At 62.3% G+C, this 16,308-nt stretch carries 12 protein-coding genes; 7 read left to right on the top strand and 5 right to left on the bottom strand.

Annotation, left to right across the window (positions count from 1 at the left end):
- Positions 1-384: hypothetical protein (locus KQ310_RS06675; RefSeq protein WP_259720991.1), on the bottom strand; the 384-nt coding region annotated here is incomplete at its 3' end.
- 499 nt (positions 385-883) lie between these two features.
- On the opposite strand from KQ310_RS06675, the gene KQ310_RS06670 reads away from it, so the two are divergent.
- Together KQ310_RS06670 and KQ310_RS06665 are read left to right on the top strand one after the other, a co-directional pair.
- Positions 884-1,141, top strand: a complete 258-nt coding sequence (locus tag KQ310_RS06670) for a cation:proton antiporter (RefSeq protein ID WP_259720990.1) — start codon at positions 884-886, stop codon at positions 1,139-1,141.
- A gap of 377 nt (positions 1,142-1,518) precedes the next feature.
- Positions 1,519-1,845: a hypothetical protein gene (locus KQ310_RS06665; protein ID WP_259720989.1), complete on the top strand. Its 327-nt coding sequence runs from the start codon at positions 1,519-1,521 to the stop codon at positions 1,843-1,845.
- A gap of 36 nt (positions 1,846-1,881) precedes the next feature.
- Here the strand turns inward: KQ310_RS06665 and KQ310_RS06660 are convergent, their stop codons facing one another.
- Positions 1,882-3,912 carry a cation:proton antiporter gene (locus KQ310_RS06660; protein ID WP_259720988.1) on the bottom strand — a complete coding sequence of 677 codons (2,031 nt, stop codon included), beginning with the start codon at positions 3,910-3,912 and terminating at the stop codon, positions 1,882-1,884.
- Between the two features lie 1,255 nt (positions 3,913-5,167).
- Entirely contained in the window at positions 5,168-7,153 is a 1,986-nt protein-coding gene (locus KQ310_RS06655) for a TrkA C-terminal domain-containing protein (RefSeq protein WP_259720987.1), read from the bottom strand.
- Positions 7,154-7,276: 123 nt separating this feature from the next.
- On the opposite strand from KQ310_RS06655, the gene KQ310_RS06650 reads away from it, so the two are divergent.
- Together KQ310_RS06650 and KQ310_RS06645 are read left to right on the top strand one after the other, a co-directional pair.
- The gene (locus tag KQ310_RS06650) at positions 7,277-9,829 is read left to right on the top strand and encodes a glycogen/starch/alpha-glucan phosphorylase (protein WP_259720986.1); all 2,553 of its coding nucleotides are present in this window, start codon (positions 7,277-7,279) and stop codon (positions 9,827-9,829) included.
- A gap of 20 nt (positions 9,830-9,849) precedes the next feature.
- Positions 9,850-10,257, top strand: a complete 408-nt coding sequence (locus tag KQ310_RS06645) for a Crp/Fnr family transcriptional regulator (protein ID WP_259720985.1) — start codon at positions 9,850-9,852, stop codon at positions 10,255-10,257.
- A 67-nt stretch (positions 10,258-10,324) separates the two neighbouring features.
- Here the strand turns inward: KQ310_RS06645 and KQ310_RS06640 are convergent, their stop codons facing one another.
- Both KQ310_RS06640 and KQ310_RS06635 read right to left on the bottom strand, forming a co-directional pair.
- Positions 10,325-12,343 (bottom strand): pyruvate kinase, encoded by a 2,019-nt coding sequence (locus KQ310_RS06640; protein ID WP_259720984.1) that lies wholly within the window; start codon positions 12,341-12,343, stop codon positions 10,325-10,327.
- 419 nt (positions 12,344-12,762) lie between these two features.
- The gene (locus tag KQ310_RS06635; protein WP_259720983.1) at positions 12,763-13,470 is read right to left on the bottom strand and encodes a hypothetical protein; all 708 of its coding nucleotides are present in this window, start codon (positions 13,468-13,470) and stop codon (positions 12,763-12,765) included.
- Between the two features lie 501 nt (positions 13,471-13,971).
- On the opposite strand from KQ310_RS06635, the gene KQ310_RS06630 reads away from it, so the two are divergent.
- The 3 genes from KQ310_RS06630 to KQ310_RS06620 form a co-directional block, all read left to right on the top strand.
- The gene (locus KQ310_RS06630) at positions 13,972-14,148 is read left to right on the top strand and encodes a hypothetical protein (RefSeq protein WP_259720982.1); all 177 of its coding nucleotides are present in this window, start codon (positions 13,972-13,974) and stop codon (positions 14,146-14,148) included.
- A gap of 120 nt (positions 14,149-14,268) precedes the next feature.
- Positions 14,269-15,351 carry a PstS family phosphate ABC transporter substrate-binding protein gene (locus KQ310_RS06625; RefSeq protein ID WP_259720981.1) on the top strand — a complete coding sequence of 361 codons (1,083 nt, stop codon included), beginning with the start codon at positions 14,269-14,271 and terminating at the stop codon, positions 15,349-15,351.
- A gap of 675 nt (positions 15,352-16,026) precedes the next feature.
- Positions 16,027-16,308: IS66 family transposase zinc-finger binding domain-containing protein (locus tag KQ310_RS06620; RefSeq protein ID WP_259720980.1), on the top strand; the 282-nt coding region annotated here is incomplete at its 3' end.

Genomic DNA, 16,308 nt, shown 5'->3' with positions numbered 1-16,308 from the left:
CTCCCTCGCAAACCCTTTCTGGGAGAGGGCGGTGAGCTCGGCCAGGTTGTCGTGGGTGACCAGCGGCTTGCTCCGCTTGGCGGCTTCGCAGGCGTCTGTGAACTCCTGCCCCTGCTCGGCCAGGCACTGGGCGTAGGCCTCCTCGAAGGGCGTTCCCTGCTCCTGCAGCCGCACGAAGACATCCAGCTCTGGCGGGAGGTGCTCCAGCCATAGGGGCAGGCTCTGCACCGGCCCGATCGTGACGGCACCGCTGTGGAGGTGCATCAGCACCACGGTGGCTTCCAGGGTCCAGCTGGGTTGGGCGAGCAGCTTGCCGGCGGCGATTTGGAAGGACTCGCGGTAGTCCTCGACCAGGGCCTGGTGGATCTGAGCGAGGTCAGCCATGGCAAGGGGTTGCACGACAAAGCCCGGTGACGAGGCCACCGGGCTTTGATCATGGTGTGGTGGGCGGAGCTGCTGACGCTGGCACCTGGGGCCAGGTGACAATTGGGGCTTCCCGTTGGGTCCGGGGCACCTGGAGCCGGAGCTCGTGAACGGTGCAATGGACGGCGCCAGGGCTGTTTCAACAAAGCAGCCGTCACACGCCAGGGAAGCCAGTGATCCGTTGAGAGTGTTGGAGCAGGGGCCGGATCGTCAGCTCACTCCTGACGGTTGCTCAGGTGGGGTGTCTTCCATGCTCTGGAGCCTCCCGGTTATCGATGGGGTCCCGATCGGACAGCTGGCGGTTCAGGGCAATAGGGCTTTATGCCTGCTTCAGCCAGCCGCGGGATGACAGAAGGCGGGCCGCTTCCCTTGCCGCCTCGATGCAGCGATAGGCACGCCGTTTGACGTCGCCCTGGCCCTGATCCTGCTCGACGGGGGGCTTTGCACACCGCTGGAGGCCGTGCGCCGCGTCTGGAAACCGGCACTGGCCCTCTCCACCCTCGGTGTGCTGCCCACCAGCTTGGCGGCAGCCTGGGTGCTGGGGCTTCCGCTGCTGCAGGGCCTGCTGGTGGGCAGCATCGTCGGCTCCACCGATTCCGCCGCCGTGTTCTCGGTGCTCCACAGCAGTGGCCTGCGGCTGCCGGAGCGGCCACCGCCACGCTCGAGGTGGAGAGCGGTGCCAACGATCCGATGGCGATCTTCCTCACGTTTAGCCTGATTGGTGTGATCATCGGCAGCGCAGATTCACCCCAGGCCCTGCTGTGGCTGTTCCTCGGCCAGTTCGGCGTCGGCACCATGCACCATCGCGGGGCTGTTGGTGGGACGCCTGGCCACGGCGGCAGTGAATCGCGTCAACATCGACTACCCAGTCCTGTATCCGCTGCTGGCGCTGGCCTTCGGGCTGGTGGTGTTCAGAGCGGCGGCGGTGCTGGGGGGCAGCGGCTTCCTGGCCGCCTACATCGCCGTGATCGTGCTGTTCGTGATGCTGGGGCTGCTCAGCTTCCCCAGCCGCCTGCTGGCGGTGGCCTGGGAGGGCCTGCTCATCGCCCAGGTGCTCATCCTGGTGGCGCGGCTGATCTCACCCCGGTCCTGTCGGTGGAGATCAACGCCCTGCGGAAGGTGGATGGTGAGATCGTCGACTACACCGTCAAGCCCGTCTCCCTGGTGGCGAGCCAGCAGCTCCGCGACCACGTGTTCGTGGCGCTGCGCACCGCCCTGGAGCCATTGATCGACCGGCTGTTCGACCCCGATCCGGAGCCCGCCGTGCTGCCGCCGGGCCTGCGGCTGAGCTTCAATGTCGCCACGACTGTCGAGCAGCTACATCGTTTTCCTGCAGCGCTGTCGATCGGCGTTCTGCAGTTGCAAGCAGGTGCGGATCCAGATCACGTGGCTGTGACCCTCCATTCGTTGGGGCAGGGCTGAAGGGGATCGGAGCTGAGGCGCCCGAGGTGCCGCTGGTCAGGTCAGGACGGGATCCCACTGCTCCGGGCCGATCACAAACAGCACATCGCCGGCCTGAAGCTTCACATCACCACGGGGGTTGGCCAGGGTCGCCCCGGAGCGCTGCACTGCCAGCACCGTCACCCCGTGGTCATCTCGCAGGCGACTGGAGGCGATGGTCTGGCCCACCCATGGGTTGTCCTCGCGCAGAGGGATGCTGTGGGTGGCCAGATTTGGCAGCACCACCCGTAGGTCATGAACCCTTGTCGCCTCCGGCGAAAGGCTGCGGGCCATCTGTCGCCACTCGCCCCGCACATCGCCAATCAACTCCTTGATCCGCTCGCGTGGCACAAGCATCCGGGCCAGTACGCGGGAGAAGACCTCGATCGACACCTCCAGCTCATCGGCGATCACCTCATCCGCCCCCAACTGGGAGAGGGGCTCCACTTCACGGAGGTAGCGGGTGCGCACCAGGATGAACGCATCCGGTGCAAGGCGCCGGGCGAGTTCCACGATGCGCCGAGCCGCGCCGGGATCGTCAATCACTACCACGATCGCCCGGGCCTGATGGGTTCGCACCAGCTCGAGAATGGCCGGCTGGCTGGCATCTCCGTAGTGGATCGGGATGCCTTCGCTGCGGGCTTTCCGCACCAGGGCGGCGTTGAGCTCCACCACGGCATAGGGCACATCACAGTGCTGGCAGCTGGCAGCCAAGTTGCGACCCGTCACTCCGAATCCCACGATCAGCACGCTGGGGGCCTCCTGCGGCGCGGCGCCAACGAGCACCTGCTGGCTGCGGCGATCGCTCCAGTGGCCAAGCGGTGTAGCGGCCAGCTGCTCCGCCAGCTTCGGGGCGGCCTGGATCAGCAGCGGTGTGGCCAGCATGCTCAGCACCGCCACCACCAGCACGCTCTGAAACACCTCCTGCGACAGCAGGCCGGAGCTGACACCCGCCTTGGTGGCCACCAGCGAAAACTCACCCACCTGGGCTAAGGCCATGCCGGAGAGCACGGACTGGCGCAGGGGCAGTCCCACAGCAAGCGAGGCGGAGGCGGCGATCAGCGGCTTGATGAGTAGCACCATGGCCGTGAGCAGCAACATCGGGCCGAGGTTGGCGGTCAGCACCTTCAGATCGAGAAGCATGCCGATCGAAATGAAGAACAGGCTCATCAGCACATCGCGGAACGGCAGCATCACCGCCACCGCCTGATGGGAATAGTCGGATTCCGAAAGGATGAAGCCCGCCAGGAAGGCCCCCAGCGCCAGCGAAAGCCCGAGCGACTGGGTGAGCACCGCGATGCCCCCGCAGAGCATGAACACCCCCAGGAGAAAGGCCTCGGAACTGCGGGTGCGGGTGATGCGCTCCAGCACCCATGGCACGATCCAGCGGTAGGCGCTGTAGCCGAAGGCCGCCACCAGAAGCACCTTGAGCAGCAGCGCGCCCAGATCGGCGAGGCCGCTGCCGCCTCCCTTGCTGGCTAGTCCCGCCATCCCCGCCAATAGCGGTGCGGTGAGCATCACCGGCACCACGCCGATGTCCTGGTAGATCAGGATCGAGAGAATCGAGCGGCCGTGAGGGGTTTCCAGTTCGCCGCGCTCCTGAAGAACCCGCAGCACGATCGCTGTGCTCGAGAGCGCCACTACAAAACCGAGGTAGACGCTCTGCTGCGGCACCAGGCCGGTGAGCGGCAGCAGCAGGGTGACCACTGCCGCGGTGCCGAAGAACTGGACAGTGCCGCCGATCGCGAAGAACCGCTTCAGACGCTCCAAGTCGGCGATCGAGATCTCCAGCCCGATCACAAACAGCAGCAGCACCACCCCGATCTCGGCCAGCAGCTCGATCTCGTGGGCATTGCGCACCAGCTGCAACGCATGGGGTCCGGCTATCACCCCGGCCAACAGCAGCCCGATCGCCGAAGGTAGCCGTAGGCGATGGCACACCACCGCAGCGGCTACCGACAAGGCGAAGATCGTGACCAGATCCAGCAACAGGCTCTGCATGACCGCCAGGCTCCGCAGCAGGTCGCGCAAGCTATCGGCGAATAGCACGCCTTGGGAGCCAAAACCTTTCTGGGTCAGCAGACGACGATGATCACCCGCCAGAGTGGATGACGGTCAGCGAGGCCAACCGCATCTCATGCTCGGCCTGATTGCGCCGCAGCACCCACACGTGCCCCCGGGTTCAGGAAAGATGTCACCCCTCATCCGTACACCCGGGGGCTTGAGGACATGACCAATGCCTCGTTACAGCGAGGCTGTCAAGGCTGATGTGAGGAGACGGATGAGCCCGCTGCAACGGAAGAGCTTGGCCCGGATTTCCGAAGGGCAGGTCATCCACGTTGCGACCCACTAAAACTGGAGGAAGGCCTGGCGGTTTCAGGGGGAGGTGGTTCCGACATAGGAGAAGGACCCCGAGGACTGGGACGCAACCGACAAGTTCAAACCGAGCTAAGCGCCTACTTCCGGGAATCTGGCTGTATCCAGAGCAGGTGGAGCTCAGTCATCCCGTCAGAGGTCGGCGGGTCTGCACAGGGCATTGCAGTCTTCACGGTTTCCTGACAAGACCCATAAGTCAGGGGAGCAAAGTGGAGGCTTGGACAGCCGAGATAAGTGCTACTGATCTGACCCCCGCAAACTACCGCTGGACATGGATCGATCAGTGTGGCGTCATGGGGTCATTCCTGCCTTTGTCTCATGCCCCTTTTTCTCCTGCGTGACGGTTCGGTTCAGCGCTGCTCGAAGATCCCTGAGGACGTGTACTTCACAACCTATCTGGACAGCCATCAGCGCGAAGTCCTGGTACTTCTCGATGCCGGTTCTGAGCGAAAACTTCTACAGGCTCAGCCAAGGCGTTCCTCTCGTCGATCTCTCCCAAAACGCCTTGTCCGCGAGACGGGTGCTCCCCGCGCCGCATGAGGTCCTTACAAGAAGGCCCCTAAACTGACAGGGCTACGGAGACCACTCGTTAGCGAGGACACTCCTTACAGAAGCATACTGAAGACTTAATGGCGTTTTAACCAAAGGCAGAAAGGGTGAATTGCCGATCCACCGCTAACGACGGCAGTCTCTCTCCTCGACACCCTACAGGTGCCAAAGATGTGGCGACTCCCAAGAGGAAGTGGGCATTCTTGATGCCTAGTTGTTTGCCGTCAACCATGTGATCAACCGGCATGATCCTGTCGAGATCGACCTCTCTGGTCTCGGCCATGGAGAGCTCTTCATGATCAGGCCAAGGGCGGTGACTTGGTATCACTGCCATTTGCCGGTGATCTGCCGCCGCTGGAGGGGTAAAGCGATGGGAGTGTCATGCGGTGGAGTCGCAGCCCATCGTTTCGATCAAGCAGTTCACCCCCAGCCGACGGAGACGATCGCGCAGACGTTGAGCAAGTACCTCATCGATTGGATCAGTCACATGCTCACGACCGTCCAGCCAGGCAGCCGTGGCCCCGGGGGGCAGGCCGAGAAAACGGGCGAGGCACTGGCGGACTTCAAAATGAGCCTCTGCAGGCAGGTTGCATTGCAGGCGCAGCCGGCAGCCGGGCGGCACGGCGAGGCCAAGTTCGACGCGTCTGAGTGCAGCCAGATCTGCCAGAACGACCATCTGGTCGCCAACCATTATCGTCGTTTCAGGAACAGGGAAGGCACTGGAGTTCTCCCCGTGACTCTGGCACAGAGTGATAATATTCACACCGTAGCCATTGGCGATACGCGAGACGCTGCGTCCGTTCAGAGTGTCTTCCTCCTCGACCCGGTAGCGGACCAGGAGGAGGTTGGAACTGTTGATGCGCAGTACTCCCTCCACCCGCTCCCCGAAGGCCGTCGCCACCACGGCATCGGCTGCCACATCCATGATCGAAACGATCGTGATCCCTCCCAGCAGCTCCCCCAGCTGTTCCGCAGCTCCCACAGCATGGGCAAGGATCACCAGCTGAGCCTCCGGATGGCTTTCCTCCAAGGAGAGAGCAGCCTGAAGATTGGCAAGCAGATCTTCCGAGAGCAGAGCGACCGCTTCCAACCTGCAGCGCCGCAACCGGGTCAGAGCGGTCTCCAGCTGACTGAACACCACCGCCCCTTTCTCGCACCGCCGCAGGGTCTCATTCTCCGTTTCCACCCTGATGACGGAGAACCGCTCCCGCTTCAGATAGACGGCCACCTCGGTGGCAAGTGCTCCACCATCCACCAGAAGGATCTGAGAACTGCCTCTTCTGAGGCGGCGGGGTGAAGCCATGCCCAATCGTTCCTGGAGCAGCCGATCGAGGATCACCGCCACCAATGCCGAGGTGAGCAGGGTCCCGATCAGGGAATAGAGGAGGGTGAAAGCGATCAGCTTTTCATCCACCGAAGCGATGCTGTCCTGTTGCAGCACCAGGTTCACTGGATCCACGTATTCGCCCTTGAGCAGAGCCAGGGTGACGAACAGGCCTTGCTTCCAACCCTCGCGTCCGGAAAAGGAGGCCACCCCAAGGAGAAGCAACACGGTGAGAACCGCGGCAGAAATGGCCGTCAGAGGCGGACGTTGCTTGCACCAGGCCACGATTCTGCTGAGGCTGCTGCCCAGACTGCGTAGCAGAGCATGGATCTGGTGACGCGAAAAGGTTCCTGGCTGTGCGATGGACCTCCTAAGGGGAAAGGGCTGAAAACTGGAGTTCTGTCCAGATGTGCGCGCCTTCCGAAACCCCATCGGCGCCATCAGGGTCAGGCCAGCGGGTGGCTGCACCCAGCGGCTTTCCGGGGGGAGCTGTACAGCACGGATATGACGGGAATCGATGGCATGGCTCTCCTCATGTCTGCTGGCTTCCGAGTGGTAGACCTCAAACATCTGTCCATCCGCCAGAAAGGTGGCTTCCTGGTCTGACGGTCCCAGCGCCTGGGCCACGGCGCTGGCGGTAAGCAGAAGGGGATCGACTACGGCAATCCCTGGGAGCCTTCGCTCCATCAGGGCCCCCAGTGAGGTCTGGGGGGTGGAGGAGCGCACCACGATGTGCGTCGTTGGATTGAGCAGGCGCACTTGCAGGGCTGCTTCGAAGTTCACGCTGCTTCTGGAACTCACCAGCAGAACGGCCCTGGCGGCAGAAACAGCTGCACGGCTCAGGTTTCGGGGGCTACGCATGTCCCCCAGAACCAGTCGTCCTGCAAGGACGTTCTCCAGGTCGGGATGCTCCCAGACCGGCGGAACCAGATCAACACCCCAGAGCGGCACCCCGAAGTCGAGCAAGCGCAGCAGGCAGGTCTGACCCAGCGATCCAAGCCCGCAGACGAGTACCGGGCCCTGGGATGGCTCCACGGTCATGTCGATCACACCGAGGCCATGGTGGGCCCCGTGGAAGCGGGGGCGGTGGTTGTAACAAAATCCGAGATGTACCTATTACTTAACCTTCCCGGCCGACCGTGGGGAGGAAGTCCTGGTGTGTCCATGACCAAATCTCCTTCGCTGGAGCATCAGACACCGGAGCCCTCCAGCTACGCAGATCCCCAGCGCGCGGGCCTCACTGCCGCTGATCTCTTCGACGGGATGACCGAGCATCTCTTCTTCACGCTTGGCAGACGCGTTCAGAACGCCAGTACTCACGATCTCTATCTCGCCCTCAGCCATGCCGTGCGGGACCGTCTGATGGTCCGCCATCTGGCTTACAAAGATGCCCTTCGCGAACATCGGGCCAAGGCGGTGGCCTATCTCTCGGCTGAGTTCCTGATCGGCCCGCAACTGGGTAACAACCTGTTGATGCTCGATATCCGTGCAGAAGCGGCCGAGGCGCTACATGTCATCGGAACAGCCACGCTCGAGGAGGTGCTGGCGGTGGAGGAGGAACCGGGACTAGGCAACGGCGGGCTTGGCCGCCTGGCCGCCTGTTTCCTGGAATCGCTAGCCACCCTGGAAATCCCAGCAACGGGATACGGACTTCGCTATGAATTCGGCATCTTCGACCAGATGATCCGCGACGGCTGGCAGGTGGAGATCACCGACAACTGGCTCAAGGGAGGCTGGCCCTGGGAACTGGTGCAGCCCGATAAAAGCTGTTGCGTGGGTTTCGGAGGCTGTACCCGCAGCGCAACCGATGAGAACGGCCACCTCCATAGTCAATGGATTCCAGAGACCCGAGTCATCGGCATCCCTCACGACGTGCCAGTACTGGGCTACGGCGTGAATACCTGCGGCCGCCTGAGGCTCTGGCGGGCCGCACCATGCGAGGCCTTTGATCTGGGGGCCTTCGATCGCGGAGACTACTTTGCGGCGGTTGAGAGCAAGGTTGCCTCAGAGACGCTCTCCAAGGTGCTCTATCCGAATGATGGCACAAATCAGGGCCGCCGCCTGCGGCTCAGACAGCAGTATTTCTTTGTGAGTTGCTCCCTGCAGGATATGTTGCGCAGCCTGCATCAGCGGGAGATTCCGTTGGAGGAGTTTGCTGATCACTGGGCCGTGCAGCTGAACGACACCCATCCCGCCATCGCCGTGGCGGAACTGATGCGACTGCTGATCGATGAGCATCGACTCCCGTGGATGAGGGCTTGGGAAATCACCACCCGCTCTCTTTCCTATACAAATCACACCCTGCTGCCGGAAGCATTGGAATGCTGGGATCTAAACCTCTTCCAGTCCTTGCTGCCTAGGCATCTGGAGATCATCTACGAAATCAATGCCCGCTTTCTCCAGCAGGTGCGGCTGTCAACCCCCGGCGACGTCGACCTCGTGCGGCGGATGTCGATCATCGACGAAGAGGGAGGGAAAGCAGTACGCATGGCCCACCTGGCCACTGTCGGCTCGCATCGGATCAATGGAGTGGCCGCCCTGCACAGCGATCTGATCCGCACACAGTTGCTGGCGGACTTCGCCCGGTTCTGGCCAGAGCGATTCACAAACGTCACCAACGGCGTGACACCACGACGCTGGCTGGCTCTTGCCAATCCGCCCCTGGCCGAGCTGCTGAACGAGACCCTCGGCGCCGACTGGCTCACCCGTCCAGAGGCCCTGCGGGAACTGGAAGACCATGCCGGAGACACGGGATTTCTGGAGCGCTGGGGGGCCTGCCGGCTGGAGGGTAAGCGCCGGCTGGCGGGATTGATCCACGAGCGCTCATCGCTGCTGGTTGACCCCACCAGCCTGTTCGATGTCCAGGTGAAGCGGATCCATGAATACAAGCGGCAGCACCTCAACGCCCTGCGGCTAGTCATCGACTACCTACGGATCAAGAATGGCCTGGTCCGCGATAGGGCGCCCCGCACAGTGATCTTTGCGGGGAAGGCAGCTCCGGGCTATGCCATGGCGAAGCTGATCATCCGGCTGATCCATGGCATCGCCGACGTTGTCAACGCTGACCACGATCTCCAGGGCCTTCTCAAAGTGGTGTTCCTGGCTGACTACAACGTGCGTCTCAGCGAGGCGATCGTTCCCGCCGCCGATTTGTCCGAGCAAATCTCCACTGCAGGCATGGAGGCCTCCGGCACCGGAAACATGAAGTTCTGCCTCAACGGGGCCCTCACCATCGGAACTCTCGATGGGGCCAACGTGGAGATCCTCAGAGAGGTGGGGGCAGAGAATTTCTTCCTCTTCGGCCATAACGCCAAGGAGATTGCCTCGCTGCGCAGCGATGGCCATCGACCATGGGAAGTGCTAGACAGACTGCCGGAACTACGCGAAGCGATTAGCCTTATCGGCATGGGACACTTCAGCGACGGTGACGCCGATCTGTTCCAGCCCCTGGTGCGCAATCTGCTCGAGCAAGATCCCTTCTTCGTTCTCGCTGACATCGATGACTACCTGCGGGTGCAGCAGGAGGTGGACGGCAGCTGGCACAATCGGAGCGAGTGGCAACGGCGCTCTCTGTTGAACACCGCGCGCAGTGGTTTCTTCTCCTCTGATCGATCCATTCGCGAGTACGCCGAGGCCATCTGGCAGGTCAAGCCCCTGCCGTTGGAGCTGGCCTGTGCGGTGCAACCACGGCAGGCTCTGGCTGTTTCCATCAACTAATTCCCTCACTTCCTCTCACCATGACCCCCGCTTTCGAAGGCGCCCTCTCCACGATCCGGGCCCTCTCTCATGACGACAACACCCGGAATTTTGACGCCGGAGAGGTGATCTTCAGCAGTGGCGACTGGGGCGACTGCCTATACGGCATCGTCTCAGGATCCGTAAAGGTGGACTGGAACGAGGGGCAGATGCAGGAGACCCTGGGAGTTGGCAACTGTTTTGGTGTGGGTGCGCTGGTGGATCCTGAGCATCGACGTTACGGCAATGCCATCGCCCTGAGCGATGCCAAACTGCTGGTGATGAATCGGACCCAATTCTTCTTTGCTCTGCAGGAACTGCCTCTATTCGGTCTGGAGATGCTCCAGTCCCTTGAAGATCGCCTGATGAACTTAAAATCCCGACCAGGATCCTGCGAGGTTGAATCCTGATGCCGCTGGCGCTAAGGCACCCTGATCCCGTTGCGCAGTCCGCGCTGCCCCCAAACGATTCCTTCCGTCACCAATGGCCGGAATGGTGATGGGTGGCCAGCTCGAGGCTGCGGAACAGCGGGCGCGTCTTGTGCTGATGGCCGTGCATGCGCTTCAGAATGCCGTGCAATGTCCGCACGGTGCTAGCGATATGGGGTCCTTTATTCAGCATGACTCCCTCTGCCCTCGCACCCAGTACTGCATCACTGATCTCAGCCCGTGTGGGGACGCCGTGGTGGGCCAATTCATCGAGTACCTGCGTTGCCCAGATGCAGGGGAGATGGGCAGCTTCACACAGACGCAGGATCTCCTCTTGCAGCTCCGCTAGCCGTTCCCAACCGCACTCGATCGCCAGATCACCGCGGGCAATCATCACACCCAGCGGCGCGCTCGAGGCCATCGCGGCCAGTAACAGGGCGGGCAAGGTCTCGAACGCGTGACGGGTCTCGATTTTGAGGATCACGCTGAGGTCTGGCCGGCCGATCTGTTGCAGCATGGAGTGGAGTTCTTCCACATCCCTCGGCTGTTGGACGAACGAGAGGCTCACGATGTCGGCATGGTGCGCGACGAAGGGCAGCACCGCCCGGTCGCACTGTGTCAGGGCGGGCAGGGCCAAGGTGGCGTTAGGAAAATTGATGCCCTGATCGGCACGGAGGCGGCTGCCTCGGCTCCCCGCATTGGTGATCTTCACCAGCAGGCATTCTCGATTCGCGGAAACGATCACTCCTCCGATGCGTCCGTCATCAAAGGCGATCCGCTGTCCAGGCTCCACTTGGCAGAACACCCCTGGAAGGGTGCAACCGATCTGTGCAGGTTTGAGTACGTGTCCATCTGCATCAATCACGGCCGGCCGGCCGTGATCGCAGGCATCGGTCAGTCGCAGGTGGTCGCCCGGTCGCAAAAGGAGACATCCATCTGGAGCAGGAAGGGCATCGATCCTCAGCTCCAGGCGGGGCTTCTCCACCAGAAGGCGCAGACCCGGAGTGAAATGCCAGTGATGGGTCGCCGTGGTCCAGAGGCCTTCAGGACCGAGTCTCCGCACCCGAAGAGTGCGTTGTCGCCCTGAAGCATCGATACCGCGAAGAGCAGTGCCCGGCTGCAGTGCCTTCCAGCCGTCTCCAACGAAAGGAATCACAGCGTCGGCTCCCCGGGCCGACGCTGTGGACTGATGGGTCTGCCCGGGTTGGACAGGAACCAGCAGGATCTGGGCCGGCTCGCACAATCGTCCGCAGGCATCCCGCCGAGGCTTGGCGCTCAGCACGGGGGAGGCAGGTTGCAGCGGTCCCGTCCGCAGCTTTGGCCCGGCCAGATCCATGGTGATCCTGCAGGGGCGGCCGGTTGCAGCCGAGGCCCGGCGGACGTTGTGGACCATCTGCTCCCAGACCGGCGCGTCGTCGTGAGCGGCATTGATCCGGGCAATCGTCATCCCCGCCTCAAGCAATTCCTCCACCAGCTCTGGATTCGTGGCGGCTGCGACGGGCAGGGTGACAAGGATCGAGGCGTCATCCAGATCGATCGGGGCCCCGAGAAGTCGGGCGGCGTTTCGGGCAACAGCCTCGGCACCGCCACGGTGATCGACAGCCTGGCCGGAGGAACGGGGCGGTGGGATCTCGGGAAGGTCTCCAATGCGGCGAAGGATGGTGAGAACGTTCTCCACTGAGTGACGCACACTGGCTTCGCAGCGGCCCAGGGAGGAGAGCCCCAGGCTGGCAAGCTCATCCTGCAGTGGCCTGAGGTCTTGGCGCCGCAGCGCCAGGTAATCGATCAGGTTCTGGGCGGCAGTGACGTAGGGCGTGGCAACGCGATCGCGTCGATCGGCCTCCTCGGCCTGCAGCAACTCCATGTCCTTGAGCAGGCTCTCCAGATTGGCTGCCAAGCGCGGTGCAGCGGCTGTGAGCCGGTCTTTCTCGGCGGATGAGGAGGGCAAGGGCTCTCTTTCGGCGACTGGCATGGCGGGATGGGCACCGACCCCAGGCTGGCGATGGCAGCTGAACTTGCCGGTGCTGCTCAATACCAAGGCTTGGGCCAATCCCTCTGGAATGCTCATGCGCAAACGGCGTCTTCGAGTAAACTGGTTCAGTGAAGTGGCTGATCTACTGGCGACAATGGCTCGCTCAGCAGTTTCCCGGCCAGCTCTCGATCGAGCTTGTGCTGCGCCGCTGTGAATGAAGCTGGGGGAAGGGGGCGTTACTGAGAGGTTGAGGCTGCTGTTCCTCGCATCTCCCACTCGCGCCTGCTCGGGGTTTCGCTTTCACCGCCAGTAGCGCTGGTAGTTGTGGACCTCGAAGCCTTGCCTGAGCTTCGTCAGCAGGACAGAGCCGATCAGAGCCATACGAAAGTTCAGCCATCTCTTGGAGGTAGCGACTCCGCAAGATGTATCCAGTTGTTTGAGGAGCGGCTCACCACGAGGTCGTCACAGGCTGATGCCGCTACACAGCCAAGCTGCAGAGATATGAACACTGAATGTCAGCCCACGGCCTGGCCTAGCATCCTGCGGATTTCATCGTTGAGCTCCCGGAGAACCGAACGGGGACTCACCTCATCGAGAAGTGCCACGATGCTGCTCACCTCGGCGGTGCTGAGGTGGCGGTTGCCGCTCACGGCCTCGAAATTTGCCTTGACCACGTGGTCGCGGATCTCGTCCTGCGTGGTGACCTGGCTGATCATGGTGGCCACGAAGGGATTGGAGTGCGCGGCCTGAATCAGGGACTTGTTGAGCAGTTCGTAGGAGAGCTCACCCTTGCGATTGGTGTAGGCCTTCACGATCGCGGCGTAGTCCGCGCTGGCCACTGTGGCCACGGCTTCTGGTGAGCTGGATCCCAGTTGGTCGGAGTCATCGGTGGCCTCCGCGCTGGCAGAGGCCTGGGGTGTGCTGCCAAGGGATCTCACGGGCCTCCGGCGGCTGTAGGGAAGGCCGGAAGTGAGCTCGAGAGCCTCAAGAAAGGCCTCCCTTGGGAACCGGTCCCGGGGCACATTGGCGGAGAGATCGGGTTCGCCGGTGCGGTGATTCACCAGGGCCAGACCGGGCTGGGGGCTGTCATGGCGGAGGATCACCACACCGGCCTGACCACCGCGCAACTTCTGGCGGTAGGCCACCGCCTCCAGAGTGCTGAGTTCCACTAGTGGGGTGCGCACGATCATGGGGAGACGGCCATTGGCGTGGACCCTACGCATCCAGCAGCTCTTCCGTCCCCTTCCCACGACACAGGGTTCAGTAGCAGCGTTTCAGCAAGGGCATTCCATCCGCTACTTCCGCCAGCAACTGATTGACAAGGGCCGGGTGAGCCTGAAGTGAAAGTGGCGCTTCGTCGCAGGAGCGATAAGGGATCCCACTGTCCGATCTGAATAATGCGGTTGCTGCGCCGATCGCCGTCCTACTGCTGGGGGTGAGCGAGGTCTTCATCCCGTGGGACAGTTTGCTTACTGCGGTTGGCTTGTTGTGGTGGTGCCCCTCTCCGCCTTTTGCTGAAGCAGAAACTGCTTCCCTCACCGGGGCTCCTCAAGCACCTGGAGCAACGACCTGAAGCCACTGGCGATGGTGAGTCTGAACGGCACGGTGCTGCTGCTGTTCATGGTGCAAGCCCGGGCGATTCTTCTGAGCCGCTGGCGGTCGTACTGATGGCGATTCCACTGATCCTGCAGACATAACTAATCATTTGGATCACGGCAGTGTGGATGCGCCTCTGGCGCCAACCCCAGGCCATCGCTGCTCCCGGAGCGATGATCGGTGCGTCCAATTCCTTTGAGTTGGCGGTTTCTGTGGTGATCAGCCTGTTCGACCTCAACTCCGGCACCGCCCTAGCCAGCCTTGCAATCACCAACCGAAAACGGATGCCTTGTCCGCGCTTCTGATCGATTGGCTCGAGGATCGGACTGATGCGATGAACTGTGTCAGAAGGCCAGTCCTCAATCATCCCTTAACCAACAACTCTCCTTGATGGGTCAGGGTGGGTGCAGTCTTGTGCTGCAGCCATGGCTGGCCTGCCTTCCGGTTCTGATTGCAAGCGTGGGCCGTTCCGGATCCCTACAAGACCCAGTTGCCTGGCCCTGGCGGCTGTCCTGGCAGCCCTGCTGAGTTCCTGCGGGGGCCGTGACCCGAGCAGCGGTGACACGATCGCCGTCAGCGGCTCGAGCACGGTGTTTCCAATTATCGAGCGTGCGATCAAGTCTTATAGCGGCACCGAGCAGGGCCGCAACGTCACCGTGACCCTCAGCGAGGTGGGCACCACCGGAGGCCTGAGGGAGTTCTGCCAGGGTGCCATTCCAATCGCCAATGCCTCGCGGCCGATCAGCAGCGCCGAGCTCAAAGCCTGCGCCGACAAGGGCATCACCTTCATCGAGCTGCCGCTGGCCTTCGATGCACTCACCGTGGTGGTGAACGCTGGCAACAACTGGGCCTCGGAGATCACCACCAAGGAGCTGGCCAGAGCTTGGTCAAAGCAAGCTGAAGGGAAGGTGAAGGCCTGGAACCAGATCAACATTGACTGGCCCGATCGCCCTCTACGCCTCTGCGGCCCCGGCAGTGATTCGGGGACCTTCGACTACTTCAACGAGGCGATCAACGGCGACAAAGCTAATTCACGGACCGATGTGGACACCAGCGAGGACGATAATGTGATCGTGGCGTGTGTGGCCGACGAGCAAAATGCGATGGGCTACCTTGGCTTCAGCTACTTCCGGGCCAATGCCAACCGGTTGAAGGCCCTCGCGATTGCTCCCCCCAATGGCATGGCCGTAGCCCCATCGGTGGCCTCAGCCCAGAACGGCAGCTACAGGCCGCTATCGCGGCCGCTGTTCATCTATGTGAACGACCAACAGATGCGCGCCAACGACGTGATCCGAAGCTTCGTGGGGTACACGGTTGGCAATGGCCTGCGTCTCGTGGAGGAGGCGGGGTACATCCCCCTGCCAGCCGACACCTACAGGCTTGTGGAATCGAAGCTCTACCGGCATGTGCTGGGAACCTCCTTCGGGGGCGACCTACCGGTAGGGCTGACAATCGACGACGCCCTGCAGCGCAGCTTCGACCAGCACAAACGGCCAGAATTCCGTTAAGTGGATTCAACAGCCTGCTCGCAGTAGCTGAAGGGCTGCAGAAAGGGCTCAGTTCGAGAGTAACCAGAACCACAGGGGTATCCGCACGAAACCAGTTGCAAGCTCCTCTCAGCAGCAGATCAGCACCAAGTGATTAAGCACGAACATCCCGTGCAGCTGGTGAGCCCATCGTTGCCGCACGCAGCAGGATTCTTGATTCACCAGTGATCTGCCTGTGCATGTAGGTCAAGAGTGAAGGGTACTGGCGTCCCCCACGCAAACTCCAACCACTCGAGCTGAGGGACTGGAGTGGCGCCTCCGCGGAACGCATCGTATAGAGACCACCTGTAAACCAATGCGGCAGTATCACGTCAAGACGAGATGGGCAGAACCTAAGGGTGCTTGTATCCGTTCAGGGGTCAGGGCAGCACGCGCCGAACTTCGTCTCTGCTGAACCCTTGACGGCGTCCTGCTTCCCGTTTGTATCTCAGGCAGAGACTGTTTGAGATGGGCGCCCCTCCTGCTGGCATTTCCGAGGCGGACTGGTTGTCGTGGCCAGCTGGTGCCAGGAAGTTCATCCTGGATCAGCAGGGGGAAGCTACGAGCTCAGAAGGAGGAGATCGAGCAGCTCCGCATCCAGCTCACCGCCCTGGCGACTGAACTGGCCCATCTGCGCGAACGGATCGGCCGGGGTGTATGCCGCCCGAGCGGCGCAAGGGCAGTGGCCGCAAGCGCGGCGGCCAGCCGGGCCATCCCGGATCTGGGCCGGAACTGCTGCCGATCGAGCGGGTGGATGAGGTGTTGGAGCACCACCCCCAGGCTTGCCGCCGTTACGGTCAGCTGTTGGAAGGCGTGGATCCAGAGCCGCTGCGCCATCAGGTGATCGAGATTCCACCGATCACAGCCGTGGTGATCGAACACCGGCTGCACCGGTTGGTGTGCCCCTGCTGTTCCACCAGCACCTGTGCCTCGTTACCG

Origin of the sequence: Synechococcus sp. CS-1328 (assembly GCF_025128095.1) — a bacterium.
Lineage (GTDB): Bacteria > Cyanobacteriota > Cyanobacteriia > PCC-6307 > Cyanobiaceae > CBW1002.
This window is presented reverse-complemented; position numbering and strand designations above follow the sequence as displayed.